General features: G+C 53.5%; 21 protein-coding genes. 8 read left to right on the top strand and 13 right to left on the bottom strand.

The window, feature by feature from the left end:
• Positions 1-139: 139 nt before the first annotated feature.
• The 3 genes from glnS to chiQ all read left to right on the top strand — a co-directional run bounded on the left by glnS (position 140) and on the right by chiQ (position 3,998).
• Positions 140-1,807, top strand: a complete 1,668-nt coding sequence (gene glnS / locus ACJ9Y9_RS06480; RefSeq protein ID WP_028019458.1) for a glutamine--tRNA ligase — start codon at positions 140-142, stop codon at positions 1,805-1,807.
• A 448-nt stretch (positions 1,808-2,255) separates the two neighbouring features.
• A complete protein-coding gene (gene chiP / locus ACJ9Y9_RS06485) occupies positions 2,256-3,653 on the top strand; it encodes a chitoporin ChiP (protein ID WP_028019457.1) in 1,398 nt (465 codons plus the stop codon).
• A 15-nt stretch (positions 3,654-3,668) separates the two neighbouring features.
• A complete protein-coding gene (chiQ, locus tag ACJ9Y9_RS06490; protein ID WP_028019456.1) occupies positions 3,669-3,998 on the top strand; it encodes a ChiQ/YbfN family lipoprotein in 330 nt (109 codons plus the stop codon).
• Positions 3,999-4,106: 108 nt separating this feature from the next.
• Here the strand turns inward: chiQ and fur are convergent, their stop codons facing one another.
• The 4 genes from fur to ybfF all read right to left on the bottom strand — a co-directional run bounded on the left by fur (position 4,107) and on the right by ybfF (position 6,717).
• On the bottom strand, positions 4,107-4,553 hold the full coding sequence (gene fur, locus ACJ9Y9_RS06495; RefSeq protein WP_014169146.1) for a ferric iron uptake transcriptional regulator: 447 nt from the start codon (positions 4,551-4,553) through the stop codon (positions 4,107-4,109).
• 288 nt (positions 4,554-4,841) lie between these two features.
• Positions 4,842-5,372, bottom strand: coding sequence for a flavodoxin FldA (gene fldA / locus ACJ9Y9_RS06500; protein ID WP_008501067.1), 531 nt, complete (start codon positions 5,370-5,372; stop codon positions 4,842-4,844).
• A 155-nt stretch (positions 5,373-5,527) separates the two neighbouring features.
• Entirely contained in the window at positions 5,528-5,815 is a 288-nt protein-coding gene (gene ybfE, locus ACJ9Y9_RS06505; RefSeq protein ID WP_028019455.1) for a LexA regulated protein, read from the bottom strand.
• 128 nt (positions 5,816-5,943) lie between these two features.
• Positions 5,944-6,717, bottom strand: a complete 774-nt coding sequence (gene ybfF, locus ACJ9Y9_RS06510; protein WP_028019454.1) for an esterase — start codon at positions 6,715-6,717, stop codon at positions 5,944-5,946.
• A 183-nt stretch (positions 6,718-6,900) separates the two neighbouring features.
• On the opposite strand from ybfF, the gene seqA reads away from it, so the two are divergent.
• Both seqA and pgm read left to right on the top strand, forming a co-directional pair.
• Positions 6,901-7,449 (top strand): replication initiation negative regulator SeqA, encoded by a 549-nt coding sequence (seqA, locus tag ACJ9Y9_RS06515; RefSeq protein ID WP_028019453.1) that lies wholly within the window; start codon positions 6,901-6,903, stop codon positions 7,447-7,449.
• A 24-nt stretch (positions 7,450-7,473) separates the two neighbouring features.
• Entirely contained in the window at positions 7,474-9,114 is a 1,641-nt protein-coding gene (gene pgm / locus ACJ9Y9_RS06520; protein WP_028019452.1) for a phosphoglucomutase (alpha-D-glucose-1,6-bisphosphate-dependent), read from the top strand.
• Positions 9,115-9,148: 34 nt separating this feature from the next.
• On the opposite strand, the gene potE is transcribed toward pgm, so the two are convergent.
• The 9 genes from potE to kdpF all read right to left on the bottom strand — a co-directional run bounded on the left by potE (position 9,149) and on the right by kdpF (position 21,081).
• The gene (gene potE / locus ACJ9Y9_RS06525) at positions 9,149-10,462 is read right to left on the bottom strand and encodes a putrescine-ornithine antiporter (RefSeq protein ID WP_014831099.1); all 1,314 of its coding nucleotides are present in this window, start codon (positions 10,460-10,462) and stop codon (positions 9,149-9,151) included.
• Positions 10,459-12,657 (bottom strand): ornithine decarboxylase SpeF, encoded by a 2,199-nt coding sequence (gene speF, locus ACJ9Y9_RS06530; RefSeq protein WP_028019451.1) that lies wholly within the window; start codon positions 12,655-12,657, stop codon positions 10,459-10,461. The genes potE and speF overlap by 4 nt, the downstream gene beginning before the upstream one ends.
• Before the next feature lie 254 nt (positions 12,658-12,911).
• Positions 12,912-13,016, bottom strand: a complete 105-nt coding sequence (gene speFL, locus ACJ9Y9_RS06535; protein WP_003858645.1) for a leader peptide SpeFL — start codon at positions 13,014-13,016, stop codon at positions 12,912-12,914.
• Positions 13,017-13,295: 279 nt separating this feature from the next.
• A complete protein-coding gene (kdpE, locus tag ACJ9Y9_RS06540; RefSeq protein WP_028019450.1) occupies positions 13,296-13,973 on the bottom strand; it encodes a two-component system response regulator KdpE in 678 nt (225 codons plus the stop codon).
• Positions 13,970-16,657 (bottom strand): two-component system sensor histidine kinase KdpD, encoded by a 2,688-nt coding sequence (gene kdpD, locus ACJ9Y9_RS06545; RefSeq protein ID WP_028019449.1) that lies wholly within the window; start codon positions 16,655-16,657, stop codon positions 13,970-13,972. The genes kdpE and kdpD overlap by 4 nt, the downstream gene beginning before the upstream one ends.
• Positions 16,658-17,233 (bottom strand): potassium-transporting ATPase subunit KdpC, encoded by a 576-nt coding sequence (kdpC, locus tag ACJ9Y9_RS06550; RefSeq protein WP_028019448.1) that lies wholly within the window; start codon positions 17,231-17,233, stop codon positions 16,658-16,660.
• A gap of 12 nt (positions 17,234-17,245) precedes the next feature.
• Entirely contained in the window at positions 17,246-19,294 is a 2,049-nt protein-coding gene (gene kdpB / locus ACJ9Y9_RS06555; RefSeq protein ID WP_028019447.1) for a potassium-transporting ATPase subunit KdpB, read from the bottom strand.
• 18 nt (positions 19,295-19,312) lie between these two features.
• Positions 19,313-20,992, bottom strand: a complete 1,680-nt coding sequence (gene kdpA, locus ACJ9Y9_RS06560; RefSeq protein ID WP_028019446.1) for a potassium-transporting ATPase subunit KdpA — start codon at positions 20,990-20,992, stop codon at positions 19,313-19,315.
• On the bottom strand, positions 20,992-21,081 hold the full coding sequence (kdpF, locus tag ACJ9Y9_RS06565) for a K(+)-transporting ATPase subunit F (RefSeq protein WP_014069365.1): 90 nt from the start codon (positions 21,079-21,081) through the stop codon (positions 20,992-20,994). The genes kdpA and kdpF overlap by 1 nt, the downstream gene beginning before the upstream one ends.
• 309 nt (positions 21,082-21,390) lie before the next feature.
• On the opposite strand from kdpF, the gene ACJ9Y9_RS06570 reads away from it, so the two are divergent.
• The 3 genes from ACJ9Y9_RS06570 to ACJ9Y9_RS06580 all read left to right on the top strand — a co-directional run bounded on the left by ACJ9Y9_RS06570 (position 21,391) and on the right by ACJ9Y9_RS06580 (position 24,368).
• A complete protein-coding gene (locus ACJ9Y9_RS06570; protein WP_028019445.1) occupies positions 21,391-21,597 on the top strand; it encodes a YbfA family protein in 207 nt (68 codons plus the stop codon).
• A gap of 604 nt (positions 21,598-22,201) precedes the next feature.
• Entirely contained in the window at positions 22,202-23,614 is a 1,413-nt protein-coding gene (gene phrB / locus ACJ9Y9_RS06575; protein ID WP_028019444.1) for a deoxyribodipyrimidine photo-lyase, read from the top strand.
• Positions 23,615-23,624: 10 nt separating this feature from the next.
• Positions 23,625-24,368, top strand: coding sequence for a type 2 GTP cyclohydrolase I (locus ACJ9Y9_RS06580; protein ID WP_028019443.1), 744 nt, complete (start codon positions 23,625-23,627; stop codon positions 24,366-24,368).
• Positions 24,369-24,381 lie beyond the last annotated feature (13 nt).

Below are 24,381 nucleotides of genomic sequence, written 5' to 3' on the forward strand. Positions count from 1 at the left end.
GCGGGGGATATCCCTCGCCGCTTTTTTTTGCAGCAAATGCCCCCATTATTTTCTTCAGAGCCGTTTTAAGGGTTGTCACTACGTCCGGCTTATAAGATCATATGCCGTTATACGTTGTTTACGCTTTGAGGAATCCACGATGAGTGAGGCAGAAGCCCGCCCGAGTAACTTTATTCGTCAGATCATCGATGAAGATCTGGCCAGTGGTAAGCACACCACAATTCATACGCGTTTCCCGCCGGAGCCGAACGGTTACCTGCATATTGGTCACGCGAAATCTATCTGCCTGAACTTTGGCATTGCCCAGGACTACCAGGGGCAGTGCAACCTGCGTTTCGATGACACCAACCCAGTAAAAGAAGACATCGAATACGTTGAGTCCATCAAGAACGACGTGCAATGGCTAGGCTTTAACTGGTCTGGCGACATCTGCTACTCCTCTGACTATTTTGATCAGCTGTATGCCTATGCGGTAGAGCTGATTAACAAAGGTCTCGCGTACGTCGACGAGCTGTCTGCCGATGAGATCCGTGAATACCGCGGCTCGCTGACCGCGCCGGGCAAAAACAGCCCGTACCGCGATCGCAGCGTGGAAGAGAACCTGGCGCTGTTTGAAAAAATGCGTGCCGGTGGCTTCGAAGAAGGCAAAGCCTGTCTGCGTGCCAAAATTGACATGGCATCTCCGTTCATCGTGATGCGTGACCCGGTGCTGTACCGCATTAAGTTTGCGGAACACCACCAGACGGGTAACAAGTGGTGCATCTACCCGATGTACGACTTCACCCACTGCATCAGCGATGCGCTGGAAGGCATTACTCACTCTCTGTGTACGCTGGAGTTCCAGGACAACCGTCGTCTGTACGACTGGGTACTGGATAACATCACTATCCCTGTGCATCCACGTCAGTACGAGTTCTCTCGTCTGAATCTGGAATACACCGTGATGTCCAAGCGTAAGCTGAACCTGCTGGTGACCGACAAGCATGTTGAAGGCTGGGACGATCCGCGTATGCCGACCATCTCTGGTCTGCGTCGTCGTGGTTACACCGCCGCTTCTATTCGTGAGTTCTGCAAACGCATCGGTGTGACTAAGCAGGATAACACCATTGAAATGGCGTCTCTGGAATCCTGCATTCGTGAAGATCTCAACGAAAACGCACCGCGCGCAATGGCAGTCATCGATCCAGTGAAACTGGTTATCGAAAACTACCCGCAGGGTGAAAGCGAGCTGGTGTCCATGCCTAACCATCCGAATAAACCGGAAATGGGTAGCCGCGACGTACCGTTCAGCGCTGAAATCTGGATCGATCGTGCTGACTTCCGCGAAGAAGCGAACAAGCAGTACAAGCGTCTGGTATTGGGTAAAGAGGTGCGTCTGCGTAATGCTTACGTCATCAAGGCTGAGCGCGTAGAGAAAGATGCTGAAGGCAATATCACCACCATCTTCTGTTCTTATGATGCTGAAACCCTGAGCAAAGATCCGGCTGATGGCCGTAAAGTGAAAGGCGTTATCCATTGGGTAAGCGCTGCACACGCGCTGCCTGTTGAAATTCGCCTGTACGATCGTCTGTTCAGTGTCCCTAACCCTGGTGCTGCCGAAGACTTCCTGGCGACGATCAACCCGGAATCTCTGGTAATTAAACAGGGTTATGCCGAGCCGTCTTTAAAAGCGGCCGAAGCGGGTAAAGCGTTCCAGTTCGAACGCGAAGGTTACTTCTGCCTGGATAGCCGTTACAGCACGGCGGAAAAACCGGTGTTTAACCGTACCGTTGGTCTGCGTGACACCTGGGCTAAGATCGGCGAATAATATTGCCATTCTGGTCAATGAGAGACAAACGCCGCGATAAGCGGCGTTTTTTTATTTAACGATCAGACTATTAAGGCGCAGCGCAAATAAGATGTTCGTGAAATTGAGGTCAATGAGGTGCTACTTATTTTACTCAAAAAAAGTTTCAATATTTACGAATAGCCTTAAGGACAAAAAATACGCAGAATAAACGGTCGATACTCCCTCAAAATACGCGTTATTCCCTGTAAATCCTCGCATTGGCACAGATGTTACAAATCACTACCAATTATGTGCACTTCGTCATAATCCTGACTTTTGCTCGCTGAAAAGCATTGATAATTCGCGTCGCGAAAAATAACCTAAAGGCGGTAGTTAATTCGAGGGTATTTCTAACTACCCCTGACCATTAGGTCTTTTATATTTTTCGCCGTTTAAGGCGTTTTAATTCGTCAAAGAGGAATAATCTATGCGTACGTTCAGTGGCAAACGTAGTGCGCTGGCGCTGGCTATTGCCGGTGTGACAGCAATGTCGGGCCTGGTGATTGCACCAGAGGCGAAGGCAGCAGGTTTTATTGATGATTCAACCCTCACGGGGGGGATTTACTACTGGCAGCGTGAACGTGACCGTAAAGACGTCACTGAAGACAAATACAAAACCAACCTTTCTCACTCCACCTGGAACGCCAATCTGGATTTCCAGTCTGGTTATGCTGCCGATATGTTCGGTCTGGATATTGCTGCATTCACGGCAATTGAAATGGCGGAAAACGGCGACAGCGCCCACCCGAACGAAATCGCATTCTCCTCCAGTAATAAAGCCTATAAAGAAGACTGGTCCGGAGATAAAAGCGGTATCAGCCTGTATAAGGCAGCAGCGAAATTCAAATACGGCCCGGTATGGGCGCGCGGTGGTTATATTCAGCCAACCGGTCAGACATTGTTAGCACCACACTGGAGCTTTATGCCGGGTACTTACCAGGGCGCGGAAGCGGGTGCCAACTTTGATTACGGTGATGCAGGTGCGTTGAGCTTCTCCTATATGTGGACCAACGAGTACAAAGCACCATGGCACATTGAAATGGACAAGTTCTACCAGAACGATAAGAAAACCAAAGTAGATTATCTCCATTCACTGGGTGCTAAATACGACTTTAAAAATGACCTGGTACTTGAGGCGGCATTTGGCCAGGCTCAAGGTTACATCGATCAGTACTTTGCCAAGGCCAGCTATAAATTTGATATCGCGGGTAGCCCGCTGAGCACCAGCTACCAGTTCTACGGTACGCGCGACAAAGTCAGTAATGGTGGCGTCAATGATATCTATGACGGCACCGCGTGGTTGCAGGCACTCACCTTCGGCTACAAAGTCGGACAGGTTGATTTGCGTCTGGAAGGCACATGGGTGAAAGCGGAAGGGCAGCAGGGGTACTTCCTGCAGCGTATGACCCCAACCTATGCATCGTCTAACGGTCGTCTTGATATCTGGTGGGATAACCGCTCTGACTTCAACGCCGACGGCGAAAAAGCGGTGTTCTTCGGCGCGATGTATGATCTGAAAAACTGGAACCTGCCAGGCTGGGCGGTGGGTGCATCTTACGCTTATGCCTGGGATGCAAAACCTGCAGATATGGCTACACCGGACGCTTACTACGATCCAAACTATCGCCTGAAAGAGTCTTCTTACAGCCTGGATGCTATCTACACCCTGCAGGACGGCCGCGCGAAAGGCACGATGTTCAAACTGCACTTCACCCAGTATGACAACCACTCCGACATTCCGAGCTACGCAGGCGGTTACGGCAACATCTTCCAGGATGAGCGTGACGTGAAATTCATGGTTATCGCTCCATTCACTATCTTCTAATGGAGACAGAACATGATGAAAAACATCGTAATCGTCGCGTTGCTGGCTGCGGGGCTGGCGGGGTGTGCGCAGGAGCAGGCACCGAAAGAGGACTCGCGTCTTAAAGAGGCGTATAGCGCCTGCATTAACACAGCGGAAGGTTCACCGGAGAAGATCGAAGCCTGTCAGAGCGTGCTGAATGTGCTGAAGAAAGAGAAGGCACATGAGCAGTTCGCCACACAGGAAAGCGTTCGCGTGATGGATTACCAGGCCTGTATTCAGGCACGTAAAACCGGAAACGATCAGGAAGTGGCGAAGCGTTGCGACCAGATCTGGAAAGAGATTCGCAGTAACAACAGCAAATAATTCTCTGTCATCATGCCCGGTAGCACAGCGCTACCGGGCTTTTTTGCGTCAAATAACAGGCAAAAAAAAAGCCAACCTCGCGGCTGGCTCAGAGTATGAAAGCTTGAGTTATTTAGCGTCGTGCGCGTGATCGTCTTCGCGGCAATCACCTTCAGCACAGTGACCATACAGGTACAGGCTGTGGTTGGTCAGGCGGATGCCATGACGAGCCGCGATTTCACGCTGGCGCGCTTCGATGGAGTCATCGCTAAATTCAATGACCTTGCCACAGTCGAGGCAGATCAGGTGATCGTGGTGCTGTTGCTGGGTCAGTTCGAATACAGATTTACCGCCTTCGAAATTATGACGGGTAACAATGCCCGCGTCATCAAACTGGTTCAGCACGCGATAGACGGTAGCGAGCCCAATTTCTTCGCCCATGTCAATAAGACGTTTATAAAGGTCTTCCGCACTGACATGGTGATTGTCTGGACCCTGAAGCACTTCAAGGATTTTTAACCGAGGAAGCGTAACTTTCAGGCCAGCCTTCTTTAATGCGGTATTGTTGTCAGTCATGCGGAATCTGTCCTGTTGCTAAACGATTCACTTCTGTAGGAAGTGACAGAAAATGCACCTTGGATAATGCGTCTCATTATAGAACTGCCATGTCTAAATGAAAACAGCAAGTCTCAGGCAAAATATGCTTATAAAAATGGGGTATCACCAACAAACTTGCTCAATGGAAACCACATTTTTCAGGGAGACATTGTACAGGTCTGGGCGAAAAAGTTAAAAGATTGTAGCAATTAATTTAATCGGTTTGACCTGGGGCGTGGCGCAACCGCAGTTGCGCCACGATAAAAATCAGGCGTTCAGAATATCATCCAGGTGCAGTTCTTCACGGATCTGCTTAACCCACTTCTCAACACGCTCTGCGGTCAGTTCAGGCTGGCGGTCTTCGTCGATGGCCAGACCCACGAAATGATCGTCATCAGCCAGGCCTTTAGAGGCTTCGAAGTGGTAACCCGCCGTTGGCCAGTGGCCTACGATAACCGCGCCATTTGGCTCAATGATGTCGCGGATGGTACCCAGCGCATCACAGAAATATTCTGCGTAGTCTTCCTGATCGCCACAGCCAAACAGGGCAACCAGCTTGCCGTTGAAATCAACTTCTTCCAGCGTCGGGAAGAAATCATCCCAGTCACACTGGGCTTCACCGTAGTACCAGGTTGGAATACCCAGCAGCAGAATGTCATAGCCTTCGAGATCTTCTTTGCTGCTCTTGGCGATGTCATGCACATCAGCAACGTCTTTACCGAGCTGTTTTTGAATGTTTTTTGCGATATTTTCGGTATTGCCGGTATCACTGCCGAAGAAAATGCCGATGATTGCCATGAGTAAAATAACCTCTTGAAACTTAATAGTATGGTGGCGCAATTAGGCCACGGATAAGGGCAATAATAGCAGAACTGGCAACCCTGCGGAAACAGCTATCGCGCAGGACTGCACTCTGTGCTACATGAAAAGGGCGATAAAGGGGATTTTCAGACTTATGCCTGGCTGCGTAACGTCTCAAGCTGGACGAGCAACATCTCTTCAATGAGTTCGCTGCGGCTGATATTTCGCGCGTCAGCCAGCTCGTTAAGCGCATCGACGGCGTCGGCGTTGAGCTTCAGTTCGACACGCTTAAGCCCACGATTTTTATCGCGTTTAAGCTGATTGCGTTTATTGATACGCAGCTGTTCATCGCGCGAAAGCGGATTCGTTTTCGGTCGTCCCGGGCGACGCTCATTCGCGAACAGATCTAGTGTCGTACGGTCCGTTTGTTCTTTGGCCATGATTCTGAGACTTCGGGGGAAACACGCCGCCCTGCTAATGCCCGGGCGATAAGCGCGCCATCATACATCACCAAAAACGGCACGCCAACGACTGGAAGCCTGCAGCCTTCCAGTCGCTCTCTTTTTAATCAATTTGCAGTATCAGCAAGATAGCGACGAATGGCGCGCAATACGGCGTCAGGTTTTTCCGCGTGAACCCAGTGTCCGGCCCCGGCGATAACATGAGCGCGAGCCTGCGGGAATTGCGCCAGCAATGCGTCGCGGTACGCGTCGGTGACGTAAGGCGAGTTACCGCCACGGATAAAGAGGGTAGGATGCGGCCAAACAGGTACCGTTTCCCAGCCTACGATATTGTTGTACTGCTCCCAGAGCACCGGCACGTTAAAACGCCATTGTCCGTCAACAAATGACTTCAGCAGGAACTGCACGACACCTTCTTCATCAAGATGCTCACGCATGACGGCAGCCGCTTGTTGACGAGTCGTGGCTCTTGCCTTTGTTACCGCGTTGATCGCCGCGAAAATTTCGTCATGGCGTCGAACGTCGTAATCCACCGGAGCAACATCGATTACCACCAGACCCTGAATTCTCTCAGGTGCCAGCGCCGTCAGGGCCATTACCGCTTTGCCGCCCATTGAATGCCCGATGAGGGTGACCTTTTGCAGGTTGTTGGCATCCAGCGTATCCAGCAGATCCTGCGCCATTGCCGCGTAGGTCATCTCTTCTGAGCGCCCTGAAAGACCGTGATTGCGCATGTCGACTTGCAAAATGTCGTGATCGCTAACCAGATCGCGCGCCAGCACGCCCAGGTTATCCAGGCTGCCAAAAAGTCCGTGAACCAGTACGATGGGAGAATTATTGTTCGGCGATTGTGCAGTTTGCGCTCGGGTATTCAATTTCATGGCAAAGTTCTTTTTTTACGTATGTCAGGTTAGGGTATCATGTTGACCATTCTGCCGCCCGGCTGCAAGGTTCCAGTTTAATCTGACTTTTGCCGCCAACCTGGTTTGACGCTATCCGCTGTTGGGATTTGACCTTATAATCCCAATGACTTGTATTCAGATAAGATATCGCACTGGATTAAGATGAAAACAATCGAAGTTGATGACGAACTCTATCAGTATATTGCCAGCCAGACGCGGCATATCGGGGAGAGTGCGTCCGACATTTTACGGCGCATGCTTAAAATTTCCGCCGCTTCACAGCCTGTCACCCCAGTTACCAAAGATGTCGTGTCTCAGCCGAGCGTTGTTGCACAAGCAAAACCTGCCGTGACACCGGCAAAAGATAAAGTGCGGGCGATGCGCGAGCTGCTGCTGTCCGATGAATATGCGGAGCAAAAAAAGGCGGTTAACCGCTTTATGCTGGTGCTGTCTACACTCTACTCACTGGATAACAAAGCGTTTGCTGAAGCGACCGAGTCGCTGCACGGTCGTACTCGCGTCTATTTCGCGGGTGACGAGCAAACGCTGCTGCAAAATGGCAATCAAACCAAACCCAAACATGTCCCTGGCACTCCGTACTGGGTGATCACCAATACCAATACGGGCCGCAAGTGCAGCATGATTGAACACATCATGCAGTCTATGCAGTTCCCGGCGGAATTGATTGAAAAGGTTTGCGGTACAATTTAACCCTTGCATCAGAAGGACCCGGTAATGGCAAATCACAGCCGTGCAGGCCAACCTGCACAACAAAGCGATTTGATTAATGTCGCTCAGCTGACCGCGCAGTATTACGTTCTGAAGCCGGTTGTGGGCAATGCAGAACACGCCGTGAAGTTTGGTACATCTGGTCACCGCGGTAGCGCGGCGCGCCATAGCTTTAACGAACCGCACATTCTGGCCATTGCTCAGGCCATTGCGGAAGAGCGCGCCAAAAATGGCGTTACCGGTCCATGCTATGTGGGAAAAGATACCCATGCTTTGTCTGAGCCGGCATTCATTTCTGTCCTGGAAGTGCTGGCCGCAAACGGCGTTGATGTGATTATTCAGGAGAATAACGGATTCACGCCAACGCCTGCGGTGTCTAACGCCATTCTTGTGCACAACAAGAAAGGGGGCGCGCTGGCTGACGGGATCGTTATCACGCCATCCCACAACCCGCCGGAAGATGGTGGTATCAAATACAACCCGCCTAATGGCGGCCCGGCTGATACTAACGTCACCAAAGTGGTGGAAGATCGTGCTAACGCCCTGTTAGCCGATGGCCTGAAAGGTGTGAAGCGTATTTCTCTGGATGCTGCGATGGCATCTGGTCATGTGAAAGAGCTGGATCTGGTGCAGCCGTTTATTGAAGGGCTGGCGGATATCGTCGACATGGCGGCGATTCAGAAAGCCGGTCTGAAGCTGGGTGTGGATCCGCTCGGTGGCTCCGGTATTGAATACTGGAAACGCATTGCTGAGCATTACAAGCTGGATCTGACCATCGTGAACGATCACGTCGATCAGACCTTCCGCTTCATGCACCTGGATAAAGACGGCGCAATCCGTATGGACTGCTCCTCTGAATGTGCGATGGCGGGCCTGCTGGCGCTGCGCGACAAATTCGATCTGGCATTTGCCAACGACCCGGATTACGACCGTCATGGTATCGTCACCCCGGCAGGGCTGATGAACCCGAACCATTACCTGGCGGTAGCGATTAACTACCTGTTCCAGCACCGTCCGCAGTGGGGCAAAGAGGTTGCTGTGGGCAAAACGCTGGTCTCATCGGCGATGATCGACCGTGTGGTCGACGCGCTGGGCCGCAAGCTGGTGGAAGTGCCGGTGGGCTTCAAATGGTTCGTTGACGGTCTGCACGACGGCAGCTTCGGTTTTGGCGGTGAAGAGAGCGCCGGGGCATCTTTCCTGCGTTTCGACGGTACGCCATGGTCAACCGATAAAGACGGCATCATTATGTGCCTGCTGGCGGCGGAAATTACCGCTGTCACCGGTAAAAACCCGCAGGAACACTACAATGAGCTGGCTGCACGCTTTGGTGCACCAAGCTATAACCGTATTCAGGCATCGGCGACTTCAGCTCAGAAAGCCGCCCTGTCCAAACTCTCTCCGGAGATGGTCAGTGCGAGCACGCTGGCTGGCGACCCGATAACTGCACGCCTGACGGCTGCACCGGGTAATGGAGCCTCTATTGGTGGCCTGAAAGTGATGACTGAAAACGGCTGGTTCGCCGCGCGTCCATCCGGTACCGAAGATGCGTACAAGATCTATTGCGAAAGCTTCCTCGGCGCTGAACATCGTCAGCAGATTGAGAAAGAAGCGGTAGAGATTGTCAGTGAAGTGTTGAAAAACGCGTAAGAATGAAAAAGGGAGCCGAATGGCTCCCTTTTTTTTAGCTGTGCTTATTCTTTAACTCGAACCGTGGTGACACCAGACCGTACAGCGTCCAGCCCATAAAGGTGACCATTGCGCCGTAAAGCATCGCTTCCTGGCCGGATGAATAGAGCGCATAGAAGCTGTAGATTGCCCCAATCAGCGCCACGATATTGGCCGCCCGCGCTTTGCGTGGGTCCACCTTCGCCACCTTCTGAATAATCACCAGCGCCGCCATCGACAGAATATACGGAATGATGTTCGTCACGACCGCCAGGTTAACCAGCACATTGAACTGGCTGTTCAGCGACGGGCTAATGGTCATCAGCGATAATCCACTCTGGAAGATGACAATCGCCAGCATGCCCTGCACCGGTGCATCCGCTTTGGTGACGCGAGAGAAGATTTTCGGGAAGTACCCTTCGTCAGCCGAGGATTTAAAGACCTGAGCGATGGTGAACTGCCAGCCGAGGAGTGAACCGCAGCAGGACATCACCATCAGGCCCATGATCACTTTCCCGACTTCTGGCGTGAACATCTGCGCAAAGGCCAGACCAAACGGCGCCGTAGAGTTAGCCAGATCCATGTTTGGCACAATCCCGGCAATCACGTTAGTCGAGACGATATAGATCACCGCCGCGCCCAGCGTTCCGCCGAGGACCGCAATCGGGACGTTTTTCTCAGGGTTCTCAACCACTTCCGCATTCGCGCAGGCAGATTCCAGACCGAGGAAGGCCCAAAGCGTCATGGCAATGGAAGAACCCACTGCGGTAAAGAACGGTACATGGTGAGGGTTCCAGGAGTTCGCGTACAAGGTCGGGCTGAACCAGAACCAGCCGATGATGCACAGGCCAACAACCGGGATAATCACGCCCCAGACGGTGATGCTGCTGAGCTGTCCGGTGATACGCGCGCCGCCAAAGTTAGCCACGGTGCAGATCCACAGCACACCGATGGTCGCCAGCCCAATTTGTACCGGGCTCAGCGTGGCACCAAACAGCTCCGTACCGTAACCCACGGCGGAAATGGCAATCGCCACGTTAGCGATCAGCAATGACACACCATAGGTATAGTTGGCCATAAAGTTGCCTGACTTACCAAAGGCGTATTCTGCATACCCCCCCATCCCGCCTGACTTGCGGCTGAACATCCCGCATTTGGCAAAGGCCCATGCCAGTGCCATTGACCCTACGGCGGTCACCAGCCAGGAGATAATCGAAATGGTTCCCACTTCTGCAAGCTTGGTCGGCAGCATGATGATCCCTGACCCCATCATGTTAACCATGGTGAGGATGGTCAGCTGCACAACGCCCATTTTGTTGGATTTACTCATAATTTCTCTCCTTTCAGCAGTGCAGGCTGAGCGGTGGGTTGTTTGATGACGTTGCAGCGAACCTCTTTGCGCCCTTCACACTCCTCGACATACACACCCTGCAGTTCCGGTGCGAAGCCAGGCAGAAGGTTGATGCCTTCTTCCAGTGCGGCAAAGTAGCGCAGTACGGAACCGCCCCAGACTTCCCCTGGGACAACACACAACACTCCTGGTGGATAAGGGAGTGCGCCTTCGGCAGCGATGCGACCTTCCGCATCGCGCAGGGACACCAGTTCAACTTCACCGCGCAGATAGGCGTAGTTCGCATCTTGTGGATTCATCATCACGCGTGGGAAGTGGGATTTGCGGAACATCTCTTTTTGCAGCTGTTTCACGTTGTGACGGGCATACAGGTCATGCATCTCCTGGCAAATCTGGCGCAGGGTGTAATCTGCGTAACGCTCAGGATGTTGTTTGTAAAGAGAAGGCAGGACGTCTTTCAGCGGAACATCGCTCTCGAGCAGTTTTTCGAAGCGCACCAGCTGTGCCACCAGTTGTTGCAGCTTGCCCATATCCTCTGCTGGGGTGAGCAGGAACAGGATCGAGTTGAGGTCGCATTTCTCCGGCACAATGCCGTTTTCACGCAGGAAGTTGGCAAGGATTGTGGCAGGTACCCCGAAATCCTCATACTCGCCGGTACGCGCGTTAATGCCTGGCGTGGTCAGCAGCAGTTTGCACGGGTCGATAAAATATTGATGTTCGGCGTAGCCCTCAAAAGCATGCCAGTTCTCACCGGGAACAAAATGGAAGAAGCGCAGATCGGTAGCGATTTCCGACGTCTCCCAGCTTTCCCACGGACGACCATCCACCATATCTGGCACGAATGGACGCAGATACTGGCAATTCTGCAGGATCAGCTTACGCGCTTCGATACCGGTGACCACGCAGTCCATCCACATGTTGCGGCCACTCTGGCCTTCATGCATGCGGGCGTTGATATCCAGTGCGGCAAACAGCGGATAGAACGGGCTGGTGGAGGCGTGCATCATAAAGGCATTATTCAGACGCTTGTGGGGCACATAGCGCTGTTGACCTTTAATGTGGCTGTCTTTCTTGTGGATCTGCGAGGTTTGCGAGAAGCCAGCCTGTTGTTTATGCACGGACTGGGTCACCAGAATGCCCGGGTCGTTTTCGTTCAGTTCCAGCAGCAGTGGAGAGCAGTCGGCCATCATCGGAATAAACTGCTCGTAACCTACCCAGGCTGAGTCAAACAGGATGTAGTCACACAGAGGGCCAATCTTATCTACCACCTGACGAGCGTTATAAATGGTGCCATCGTAAGTACCTAGCTGGATTACCGCCAGGCGGAACGGACGTGCATCACGCGCTCTGCCTGGTGCGACTTCTGATACCAGCTCGCGCAGATAACTCTCTTCAAAGCAGTGGGCGTCAATACCCCCGATAAAGCCGTACGGGTTACGCGCGGTTTCCAGATAGACTGGTGTTGCACCTGCCTGGAGGAGGGCACCGTGATGGTTCGATTTATGGTTGTTACGGTCAAACAGGACCAGGTCGCCAGGAGTGAGCAGGGCGTTAAGCACTACTTTGTTGGATGATGACGTTCCATTCAGCACGAAGTAGGTCTTATCGGCATTAAAGACTTTCGCCGCATGTTGCTGCGCAATGCACGGCGCACCTTCATGGATCAGCAGATCGCCCATCGCCACGTCGGCGTTGCACAGGTCGGAACGGAAGAGCGTTTCACCAAAGAAATCGACAAACTGATTACCGGCAGGATGGCGGCGGAAGAACTGGCCGCCCTGATGCCCCGGGCAGTCAAAGGCGCTGTTACCCTGTTTCACGTAGTCGACCAGGGCGCGGAAAAACGGCGGTCGCAACTGGGTTTCATACTTCTGGGCCGCCGCTTCCAGTTGACGTCCATAATAGTCGTTGCTGGTGTCTGAGTGTTCGAAAACGCCGTGAATGCGCGATAAATAGTCTGCCGGGATGATCTCTTCTTTGTGCGTTGCGACAAAAACAGGAATGCCAAACCCGGTGGCTTCTATTTCTTCCAGAATGCCGCTGGAAATATCGCTGACCGCCAGAACAATAGCGGCAACATCAATATAATCAGAGGCTCTGACATCCACGAGTTCACGCTGAGTGGTAAAGCAATCAGGGCATGCACGGCTGGCTGCGATTTTTAAATTTTTCATCTTTATCTCTTTATTTTAGGTAATAGAAGTCCCTCGATTCCTTGTAAAAAAGAAATCGATAATTTCCCGGAAAAAAAGCAAAGGGTGACCGCTGATTAAAATCAGTGAGTTGCTTTTTGATGATTGAAATTCAGTCTGCCCGGTTGCAGATGCGTCTGAATTAAGATGAATAAGCGCACGGGTTCACAGGCAATTGCCTGTAAATAAATGAGTTTCAGGATGACCTGTAAGCGGGTGCGCCAGAAGTCGAAGGACTACCGGGCATTAAAGAGATGAAAGTCAAAGCAGTTTCGGTGGGCAAACATCATGATATGTGTTGTCCGCCTTATATGGGGCATTAAACGATTGTTGTTTTCCATGTTTCATTTTCCTTTCAGTAATTGAAAGCATGGTCATTTTATCCAGGAAAGGGCTATGAACTGTGAAGAAGATCACCATTAACCGATCAAATCAGAAATAAATATTCGGTTTTGATGAATATCGCAGATCAAAATGCTGATTTGTTGGTTATGCGTTAATGGGTTGTGTTATTAATGTTTTGAATGGGCAAAAATAAGACGGAAAAATAACCATCGGGTTATTTTTCGAATATTTAATAAGTGAGCTTAGTTTTATTTATAAATAAAATGAATAGTTATTCAAAGCATAAACCGATAACCGATACCGGTTTCAGTTAATAAATGACGAGGGCGAGCGGGGTCGACTTCGAGTTTCTGACGAAGGTGTCCCATATATATGCGTAAATAGTGACTATGCTCCACGGCATTTGGCCCCCACACCTGGCTCAGTAGCTGGCGTTGGGTGAGCACCTTCCCGTGGTTATTGAGCAACACGGCAAGCAGTCGAAATTCTATTGGGGTGAGATGGATCTCCTCCTCACCACGCACAATGCGCCGGGCGGCAAGGTCAACCTGGATATCACCAAACGTGTATGTGGGATCGGCGGGCGTGGTGGCGCTGTGACGACGCAGCGCCACGCGAAGGCGAGCCTGTAGCTCGCCAATGCCGAAAGGTTTAATCAGATAGTCATCCGCTCCGGCGTCCAGCGCCGCGATTTTATCCGTCTCTTCAGTACGTGCTGAAAGCACGAGAATCGGCATCTGGCTCCACTGGCGGACTTCACGGATAAAATCAATACCGTCACCATCCGGCAGACCAAGGTCGAGGATCACCAGGTCCGGCTTGCGGGTGGCGGCTTCAATTAAACCCCGTTGGAGCGTACCCGCATCATGAACGCGCAGGCCATCTCCTTCCAGCGCAGCGCGCAGAAATCGACTAATGGCGATCTCATCTTCAACAATCAGAACGTTGATCACAAATCCTCTGGTAATTCATTAAGTTCCGGCGGGGTTTCCAGAGGAAGTGTAACACAAAAACGCGCGCCTCCATCCGGACGGTTCTCTGCGGAAATGGTCCCGCCATGGACATCAATAATCGCCTGGCAAATGGCCAGACCCAGCCCAACCCCCGGAATGGCCGACTCCTTATTGCCACGCGCGAATTTTTCGAAAATGGCCAGCTCTTGTCCGGCAGGAATACCTGGCCCGGTATCCCAGACTTCAAGGCGAAGCGTCTGATCTTCCACCGTTGCATCGACCCCAATCTGGGCGCTGGATCCTGCATACTTACCGGCATTTTCCAGCAGGTTGATCAGCACCCGTTCAAACAGCGGACCATCAACGTGAATTAAGGTAAGCGGTTCAGGCATGTTCAACGCAATATGACGCCCGCCAAGGCCTGGCTCCAGCATTTTCAGCGCGCTGCCAACTACCTCTTCGAGCGTGAGCCACTCTTTTTTGAGGTTAAATCCGCCTGACTGAATACGCGCCATATCAAGCAGATTATTCACCAGGCGCGTGGTATTCAGTACATGCTGGCGGATCTCGCTGGCCTGAAGAGCATGTTTAGAGCCTTCTGCCGCCAAATCCAGGGTCAGGATTTCTGACTGACCAAACAGTACGGTGAGTGGGGTCCGCAGATCGTGAGAGAGCGCCGCAAGCAATGAGTTACGAATACTCTCACGCTCGCTTGCCAGACGAGCCTGTTCTTCGCTGGCAGTCAGCGCCAGCCGTTCCAGCGCGCTGGCAACCAGCAGCGTAAAGGTTTCCAGCAGTCGTTGCTGCTCAGGGATCATCAGTTGACGCAGATTTGACGGCTCAACGATAACCAGCCCCTGGTTTTTATCTGCGCTGCGCAGCGGCAAAATTTGATAAGGCACGCCGGGCAGGGTGTCTGTCCCCGCGCCCGCCGGTAACCCCTTGTCAAAGCTCCAGCGCGCGATGGCTTCGTCCCAGGGCGTCATGCCTGTGGCCGACGTCAGTGGGCGCAGCTTGCCGTGTTCGTCCGGGAGTAAAATCAGGTTGCTGGCATGAAACGTCGAGCGGATAAACTGCTCGCTGGTCTGCACGATATCCAGCGGCGTGCGACCCACCGCCAGCGATTTCGACATCTCATAGAGATGACGCGTGCGTTGTTCGCGATAACGGGCAATACGCGCCTGATAGCGCACGCCCGCCGTCAGATTACCGATCACCAGCCCGACGGTGAGCATCACGGCGAAGGTGAGTATGTACTGTACGTCCGAAACGGCAAGCGTTCCGCGGGGGGCAATAAAGAACAGATCAAAGCTGATAACGTTGATAACCGTCGCCAGTACCGACGGCCAGCGTCCGTAAAAGAGTGCCACAACCACCACGCCAAGGAGGTAGACCATCACCAGGTTGGCGGCATCAAACGCAATCAGCCACTGGCTGGCAATCACGGTAATCAGGGCGCAAAGCACGACGGCGACAAAGCAACCGCGAAGCTGAATGCGCCATTTATCGCTAAAGGTGCGGCTGTCTGGCGCGCGAGTCGGTAAGGGGGGGGGTTTGTCATCCAGTGCAACGATCACCAGATCCAAATCAGGCGCGCGGCGAGCCAGTTTGTCGGCAAAAGATTCGCGGCTAAACCAGCGACGGTGCTGGCGACGACCAATCACAATCTTCCCCAGGTTATGTTCGCGCGCGTAGCGCAGAATAGCTTTATCTTCCTGAGGATCGGAAAGGGTCGCCGTTTCCGCGCCCAGCTCCTGAGCCAGACGCAGCGAACTCAGAATTGCCCGGCGTTGGTTTTCTGGTAGCGCGTGTAGCTGCGGCGTTTCGACATACACCGCATGCCAGACGCTGCCAAATTTGGCCGCAAGGCGAGCGGCGGTGCGGACAAGTTTTTCATTGCCGCTGCCGTGACCAATACACAGGAGGATGGCATCCCGCGTATGCCAGACGCGTTCCTGGCCTTGCAGATCACGCCAGGCACGCATCTGATCGTCAACACGGTCAGCGGTTCGGCGTAAAGCCAGTTCGCGCAGGGCAATCAGGTTGCCTTTGCGAAAGAAATGTTCGATGGCGCGCTCGGCCTGGCCGGCGATATAGACTTTGCCTTCGTGCAGGCGCTGGCGCAAATCATCAGGCGGAAGGTCGACCAGCACCACCTCGTCCGCGGAATCGAAGAAGGGGTCAGGCACCGTCTCGCGCACCTGAATGCCGGTCACGCCGCTCACCACGTCGTTCAGGCTTTCGAGATGCTGAACGTTAACCGTCGTGAATACGTCAATACCGGCTTCAAGTAACTCTTCAACGTCCTGCCAGCGTTTTGGATGGCGTGAGCCTGGCGCATTGCTGTGCGCCAGTTCGTCCATCAGGATAAGCGCGGGACGACGGGCGAGGGCGGCATCGAGATCGAATTCGGTGACTAACCGACCACGATGGCTGATGCGTCGGGGCGGCTGCGTGGCCAGCCCCTTCAGCAGCGACGCCGTCTCTTTACGTCCGTGGGTTTCTACCACGCCGATCAGTATATCGAGCCCCTGCGCCCGAAGCCGCTGGGCTTCTGTCAGCATGGCGAAGGTTTTCCCGACGCCCGCGCAGGCGCCGAAGAAGATTTTCAATTTGCCACGATGGGCTTCAGCCGTCTGTTCTAGCAGCCTGTCCGGATCCGGGCGCATGGGCTCGTCGGTCATTTAGTTTTTCCTTAGCGCGTCCAGCGCCAGATTCAGCTCAACAATATTTACCACAGGCATGCCGATGAAGCTGACCAACGGCTTTTGCGTGTGCTCTGCAACCACCTGGCTGACCTGCTCGACGGTCAACTGACGGGCGGCGGCGACGCGCGGGATCTGCCATGCCACTGCTGCTGGCGTCAGGCTGTAGTCCAGCCCGCTGGCAGAGGCCGTCACCAGTTCCACGGGAACCTCGCGGCTGGCCTGAGGATTGGCGCTGCGCAGGGCTGCCACGCGTTCAGCGACGGCTTTGTCCAGCTCCGGATTGCTGCCTGCCAGGTTGCTGCCGCCGGAAGCCATTGGATTATACGGGCTTTCAGCAGTGGCGGAAGGGCGTCCCTGGAAGTAACGGGCATCCGTAAAGTTCTGTCCAATCAGGCGCGAACCGCGGTTTTCACCGTTTTGCATAATCAGCGAGCCATTGGCCTGATCCTTAAACCACCACTGGCCCAGCGCGGTGGTCACCAGCGGATACAGCCCGCCAGTAATCAGAGACAGCAGAATAAACAGAAGTATAGCGGGGCGTAACATCGTCATTTGATTCACCTTTTAAACCAGGCCGAACAGCGTCAACAGCAGGTCGATAACCTTGATGCCGATGAAGGGCACCACAAGTCCACCCAGGCCGTAAATCCACAGGTTGCGGCGCAGCATGGCGGCCGCAGTGAGTGGTTTATAGCTCACGCCTTTCAGCGCCAGCGGGATCAGGAAGACAATAATCAGGGCGTTAAAGATCACTGCGCTCAGAATGGCCGAGGCCGGAGAGTGCAGGTGCATCACATTAAGTGCATTCAGTTGTGGATAGGTCGCGGCAAACGCGGCCGGAATAATGGCGAAATACTTTGCCACGTCATTGGCGATACTGAACGTGGTTAGCGAACCGCGCGTCATTAGCATCTGTTTGCCGATGTGCACCACTTCAATCAGCTTGGTCGGGTTAGAGTCGAGATCAACCATGTTGCCCGCCTCTTTGGCTGCCTGGGTACCGGAGTTCATCGCCACTGCCACGTCGGCCTGCGCCAGGGCAGGGGCATCGTTGGTACCGTCCCCGGTCATTGCCACCAGACGACCTTCTGCCTGATACTGGCGGATCAACGCCAGTTTGGCTTCCGGTGTGGCTTCGGAAAGAAAATCATCGACGCCCGCTTCGGCGGCAATCGCCGCGGCAGTAAGACGGTTGTCCCCGGTGATCATCACCGTTTTGATCCCCATTTTACGCAACTGGGCAAAACGTTCTTTGATGCCGCCTTTGACGATGTCCTTCAGGGCAATCACCCCCAGAACATGAGCCCCCTCAGCCACCACCAGCGGTGTGGCACCCTGACGGGCAACGCTCTCAACCAGGTTGTCTACTTCCGGTGGGAAATGACCGTTGTTGGCTTCAATGTGGCGACGAATCGCATCAACGGAACCTTTACGGATCATGCGATCCTGAATGTTAATCCCACTCATGCGGGTTTGCGCCGTAAAGGGCACGAAAGTGGCATGCAGGCTCTGAACGTCGCGCTGGCGCAGGTTAAAGCGCTGCTTAGCAAGAATCACAATACTGCGGCCTTCCGGCGTTTCATCGGCAAGAGAAGAGAGTTGCGCGGCATCTGCCAGCGTTTTTTCATCCACGCCTGGAGCGGGTAAGAAATCTGACGCCTGGCGGTTGCCGAGGGTGATGGTCCCGGTTTTATCCAGCAGCAACACATCCACGTCGCCGGCGGCTTCAACGGCACGTCCACTGGTAGCGATGACGTTGGCACCGAGCATACGGCTCATCCCGGCCACGCCGATAGCCGACAACAGGCCGCCAATCGTGGTTGGGATCAAGCAGACCAGCAACGCCACCAGAACGGTAATGGTCACCGCAGTGCCACCGTAGGCGGAGAATGGCCACAGCGTCGCGGTTGCCAGCAGGAAGACGATCGTCAAGGCCACGAGCAGAATGGTCAGTGCGATTTCGTTAGGTGTTTTACGACGCTGCGCGCCTTCCACCATGGCGATCATCCGGTCGAGGAACGTTTCCCCCGGGTTAACGCTACACTGGATCACCAGCCAGTCGGAGAGAATGCGCGTCCCGCCCGTCACGGAGGCGAAATCGCCGCCGGACTCACGGATCACCGGCGCGGATTCACCGGTGATGGCGCTTTCATCCACCGATGCGCCGCCTTCAATCACTTCACCATCACAAGGGATAATGTCGCCGGCTTCCACCAGTACCACATCGCCCTTACGCAGTTCATCCGCCGGAACGTGATCCATCTGCGCACCGTATTTCGGTTCACGCAACTTGCGCGCGAAGGCAGTCTTTTTTACCCCTTTCAGGCTGTTGGCCTGGGCTTTACTCCGGCCTTCTGCCAGTGCTTCTGCAAAGTTGGCAAACAGCACGGTAAACCACAGCCACAGGCTGATGGCGCCGGTAAACATCGTATTTCCCGGCATGTGGCCCGTTCCCATGGCAATCGCCAGGGCGGTGGTCAGAACACTGCCCGCCCAGACAATAAACATCACCGGGTTGTGCCACTGGACGCGCGGACTCAACTTTTTCACCGCATCCATAAGCGCCTGGCGAACTAATGACGGTTCGAGCAGGGCCAGTTGTTTACGACTCATGACAATTTCTCCGCAAAATCAGCGTAAAGAGAGGAATTCCGCGACCGGGCCTAACGCGAGGGCGGGGATAAAGGTCAGGGCGCCGACCAGCAACACGGTGCCTGTCAACAGGCCGATAAACAGCGCGCCGTGGGTCGGTAATGTGCCAGTGGTGGTCGGTTGAATTTTTTTACTCACCAGCGATCCGGCAATGGCCATGACCGGCACAATGACGCCAAAGCGACCAAAGAACATGCAGAACGCCAGCAGGCAGTTCCAGAAAGGCGAGTTGGCGCTTAAGCCGGCAAAGGCGCTACCGTTGTTGTTAGCCGCAGACGAGACGGCATACAGCACTTCACTGAAGCCATGGATACCCGGGTTAAAGATGCCGCTGCGCCCGGCTTCGGTCATCAGCGCCAGCGCGGTGCCGAGCAGCACGAGGGCAGGGGTGACCAGAATCGCCAGCGCGGTTAATTTCATCTCGCGAACGTCGATTTTTTTACCGAGGTATTCCGGGGTGCGGCCAATCATCAGACCGGCAATAAACACCGCCAGCAGCACAAACAGCAGCATGCCGTAAAGACCTGAGCCCACGCCACCAAACACCACTTCGCCAATCTGCATCAGCCACATTGGGATCATGCCACCCAGTGCCGTAAAGGAGTCATGCATAGCATTTACCGCCCCGCAGGATGCCGCCGTGGTGACGACGGCATACAGGCTGCTGGCGAGAATGCCAAAGCGGCTCTCTTTACCTTCCATGTTGATCGCGCTATCAGCACCCAGTGAGAGGAAATGCGGATTACCCTGCCATTCTGCCCACATGACCAGCGCAACGCAGACCACGAAGATCAGCGACATAGTCCACAGCAGTGTGCGTCCCTGACGGCGATCGTTGACCACGTCGCCAAAGGCAAAGCAGAGTGCGGCAGGGATCAGGAAGATCGCCAGCATCTGCACGTAATTAGTCAAGGCGGTAGGGTTTTCAAACGGATGAGACGAGTTGGCGTTAAAGAAGCCGCCACCGTTCGTTCCGAGCATCTTGATGGCTTCCTGTGATGCTACCGGACCCATCGGCAGGAGCTGTTTTGCACCTTCCAGCGAGGTATAAGATGCATAAGGCAGCAGGTTTTGCAGGGTGCCTTGCTGAATAAAGAACAGCGCGATCAGCAGCGCAATGGGCAGCAGGATCCACAGCGTGATGCGCGTCAGATCCACCCAGGCATTTCCCAGCGTACTGATTTTTTGGCGTGCAAAAGCACGCGTCAGCGCGAAGATAACGGCGATACCAGTGGCGGCCGAGAGGAAGTTCTGCACGGTTAAACCGACCATCTGGCTGAAGTAGCTGAGCGTGGTTTCACCGGAATAGGACTGCCAGTTGGTGTTGGTGACAAAGCTGACTGCCGTGTTCAACGCAAGGTGCCAGGACAGACCCGGTAACTGCTGCGGATTGAGCGGCAGAATACCCTGCAACATCAGCATGGCAAAAAGCGTAATAAGGCCAACGATATTCAGCAGCAGAATGGCTGTCAGATATTGACGCCAGTTCATTTCCTGATCACGTACTCCCAGTACACGCCAGATCCCTTTTTCAACGCTTCCCGTGCCCGGCAAAGGTACGTTGTTGATCAGCCGTGCCAGTCCTGTTCCCAGTGGCCTTGCCAGAACGAACAATACCACTAAGAAGCTGGCAATAAGCAAAAACGCCTGAGCAGCCATCAGAATGCCTCCGCATTAATCAGGGCATAGACCAGATAACCCAATAACAGGAACACCAGCACGATGCCGGCAATAAGACCTGCACTCACAATCCACCTCCGGGTGACTTTTGTTGTTGTGTTAACGGTAGGATTTCTGGCGCAAAGATTTCGCAAAAATGGGGAGGGCGGGTGTAAAAAAAGTATAAAAATGACAAAGCCCACAATTTAACTATTGATAAGTAAACTGTTAACTTTTTTGTAACTTAATTACGGCGCGAGTGTAAATTTTCACTAAACGGACAAAAATAAGTGGTCGGATGAGTAGTAAAATTACAAACAAAGCGATATTATTTTAGCCAGGTCACAGATTTTGAATTTTCCGGATGACGTTTCCGGCCAACTATAGGGGAGAAAAATATGGATCTTTATAAAGAGTTTCCGGCTCATATCGTTTTCATGCGTCGCACTTTCGCCGTAGTGGCTGGTGTGCTGGCGCTGCCGGTGATGCTGTTCTGGAAAGATCGTGCACGTTTTTACAGCTATCTGCACCGCGTCTGGGCGAAAACCAGCGAGAAGCCGGTGTGGATGGACCAGGCAGAGAAAGCGACCTGCGATTTCTACTGATACAAAGATTACACACAGCAATAAAAAAACCGCCAACAGCAATGTGGCGGTTTTTTTGTCCCTCGGGATTCGCGGTCCGTTGGGTGGTTTTCAAGCTCTCACACAGAGGTTTCCAAGCATACTTCTGCAAGTCTAATATTCAAATGCTTAGATCATAAATATATTCTTAAAAACCATTTTATTGGATTACGCTTCGTTCGTGTGGAGATTACTATGCAGCGTCCCTTTCCGCCATCTCGCAAATGGGCACCGGTCACGGGAGAGGTATTTCCACAACCGTGAGTCAGGCTCCACACAGAGCTTGTGTCCACCGACTTATCACCGGTGGTGAACGGTGGAGCGGTTAGCTGCAGGGACCGCATAATGAAACACTATATATGCATCGCGTTCATTGTCGCCAGCGTACTCGTTGTAAAAAGTGATGAACCGGATGCGTTTGTTGCTTTAACCACGATAGCGCAGGACAAGTAGCGTTAAGGCCGCCCCGGGCGGCCTTTTTTATTTCATCGCGTCTACACTTCATGGCAAAGTACATAAAAGCCTGCACCATTTTCTCTTTGGTGGCATGGCCTTACGGACATAATGGATATTTGCCTGGAGTTTTATGCCCACCCATCTGGTTTGGTTTCGCGCGGACCTGCGCGTACATGACAACATCGCACTCGCGGCGGCCTGTCGCGCCAAAGACGCTAACGTACTGGCTCTGTTTATTGCCACGCCCGAGCAGTGGCGGCAGCATGATATGGCTCCCCGCCAGGCGGCCTTGCTCCGTGCCTGGCTGAACGATCTGCAGCACTCGCTGGCCGAAAAAGGCATTCCCCTGATTTATAGAGAGGTGAGTGACTTTGCCGCACAGCTTCAGACGGTACAGGAGATCTGTCAGCAGAACGAAGTCACACATCTTTTTTATAACTATCAGTACGAACTGAACGAACGTCAGCGAGATCGCCAGCTGGAGTCAATCCTGAAGGATGTTCAGTGCCAGGGATTTGATGACAGCGTGATGCTGGCACCGGGCAGCGTCATGACCGGTGGTCATGAAATGTATAAAGTGTTTACGCCCTTTAAAAATGCCTTTGTTAAACGTCTTAAAGAGGCACTGCCGGAGTGCGTGGTCGCTCCTGCTGTCCGGGGCGACGTGATAGCGGATCTGCCTGAGCTGACATTTAACTATCCCCAGCAGGCGTTCAATGCACTTCTGATCCCCGAAAACGAGAAATCTGCTATCGCGAAACTGCGCCAGTTTTGCAAACAGGGCGCGGGCGAATATGACACGCGCAGGGATTTTCCCGCTATTGAAGGAACCAGCCGTTTATCGGCCTGTTTAGCGCTGGGTGTCCTTTCTCCGCGCCAGTGTTTGCACCGCCTTCTGGCCGAACAACCTCAGGCGCTGGACGGAGGCGCGGGCTCAGTCTGGCTTAACGAACTTATCTGGCGCGAATTCTATCGCCATTTGATGACGTATCACCCTGATTTATGTAAGCATCGGCCATTCATTCCCTGGACCGATAACGTAAAATGGCAGCATAGCGAGACGCTTTTACAGGCCTGGCAGAAGGGAGAAACGGGCTACCCAATTGTTGATGCCGCGATGCGCCAACTGAATGAAACCGGGTGGATGCACAACCGTCTGCGGATGATCGCCGCCAGCTTCCTGGTGAAAGATCTGCTTATCGACTGGCGTATCGGGGAGCGCTATTTTATCTCTCAGTTGATCGATGGCGATCTGGCGGCGAACAACGGTGGCTGGCAGTGGGCGGCCTCTACCGGCACCGATGCGGCTCCCTATTTCCGGATTTTTAATCCAACCACCCAGGGGCAAAAATTTGATGCTGAAGGTGCGTTTATTCGCGCCTGGGTACCTGAACTGAAGGATGTTCCCGCCAAAGCGATTCACGAACCGTGGGTCTGGGCGGATAAACAGCGCGTCACGCTGGATTATCCTCGTCCGATTGTTGACCATAAACAGGCGCGCGTCGCCACGCTGGCGGCGTACGAAGCCGCCCGTAAAGCTTAAGAGAATCATGATGAAAAATAGCGAACTGGAAAGCCTGATTAACGAAAAACTGAACAGTGCCTCCTTCAGCGATTATGGCCCGAATGGGCTTCAGGTTGAAGGACGTGAAACGGTACAGAAAATTATCACTGGTGTGACGGCAAGCCAGGCGCTGCTGGACGAGGCTGTCCGTCAGGACGCAGACGCGGTGATTGTCCATCACGGTTATTTCTGGAAAAACGAATCGCCGATTATTCGCGGAATGAAGCGCAATCGCCTGAAAACGCTGCTGGCAAATGACATCAACCTGTACGGCTATCACCTGCCACTGGATGCGCACCCGGAACTGGGAAACAACGTCCAGCTCGCACAGCTTCTGGGAATTACCGTGATGGGTGAGATTGAACCTCTGGTGCCGTGGGGCGAACTGGCGATGCCGGTTCCGGGTCTGGAGCTGGCCTCCTGGATTGAAGCGCGTCTGGGGCGTCGCCCATTGTGGTGCGGTGATACCGGACCGGACCTGGTTAAACGTGTTGCCTGGTGTACCGGTGGCGGACAGGGCTTTATCGACAGCGCTGCCCGCTTCGGCGTCGATGCGTTCATCACCGGCGAAGTCTCAGAGCAGACGGTTCACTCTGCTCGTGAGCAGGGTCTGCACTTTTACGCGGCAGGCCACCATGCCACTGAGCGCGGTGGCATTCGTGCCCTCAGTGAATGGCTGACGGAAAATACCGAGCTGGATGTGACCTTTATTGATATCCCCAACCCGGCCTGATGAGAGGTGATTA

The sequence above is a fragment of the Enterobacter sp. CPE_E1241 genome (assembly GCF_045618265.1).
Lineage (GTDB): Bacteria > Pseudomonadota > Gammaproteobacteria > Enterobacterales > Enterobacteriaceae > Enterobacter > Enterobacter adelaidei.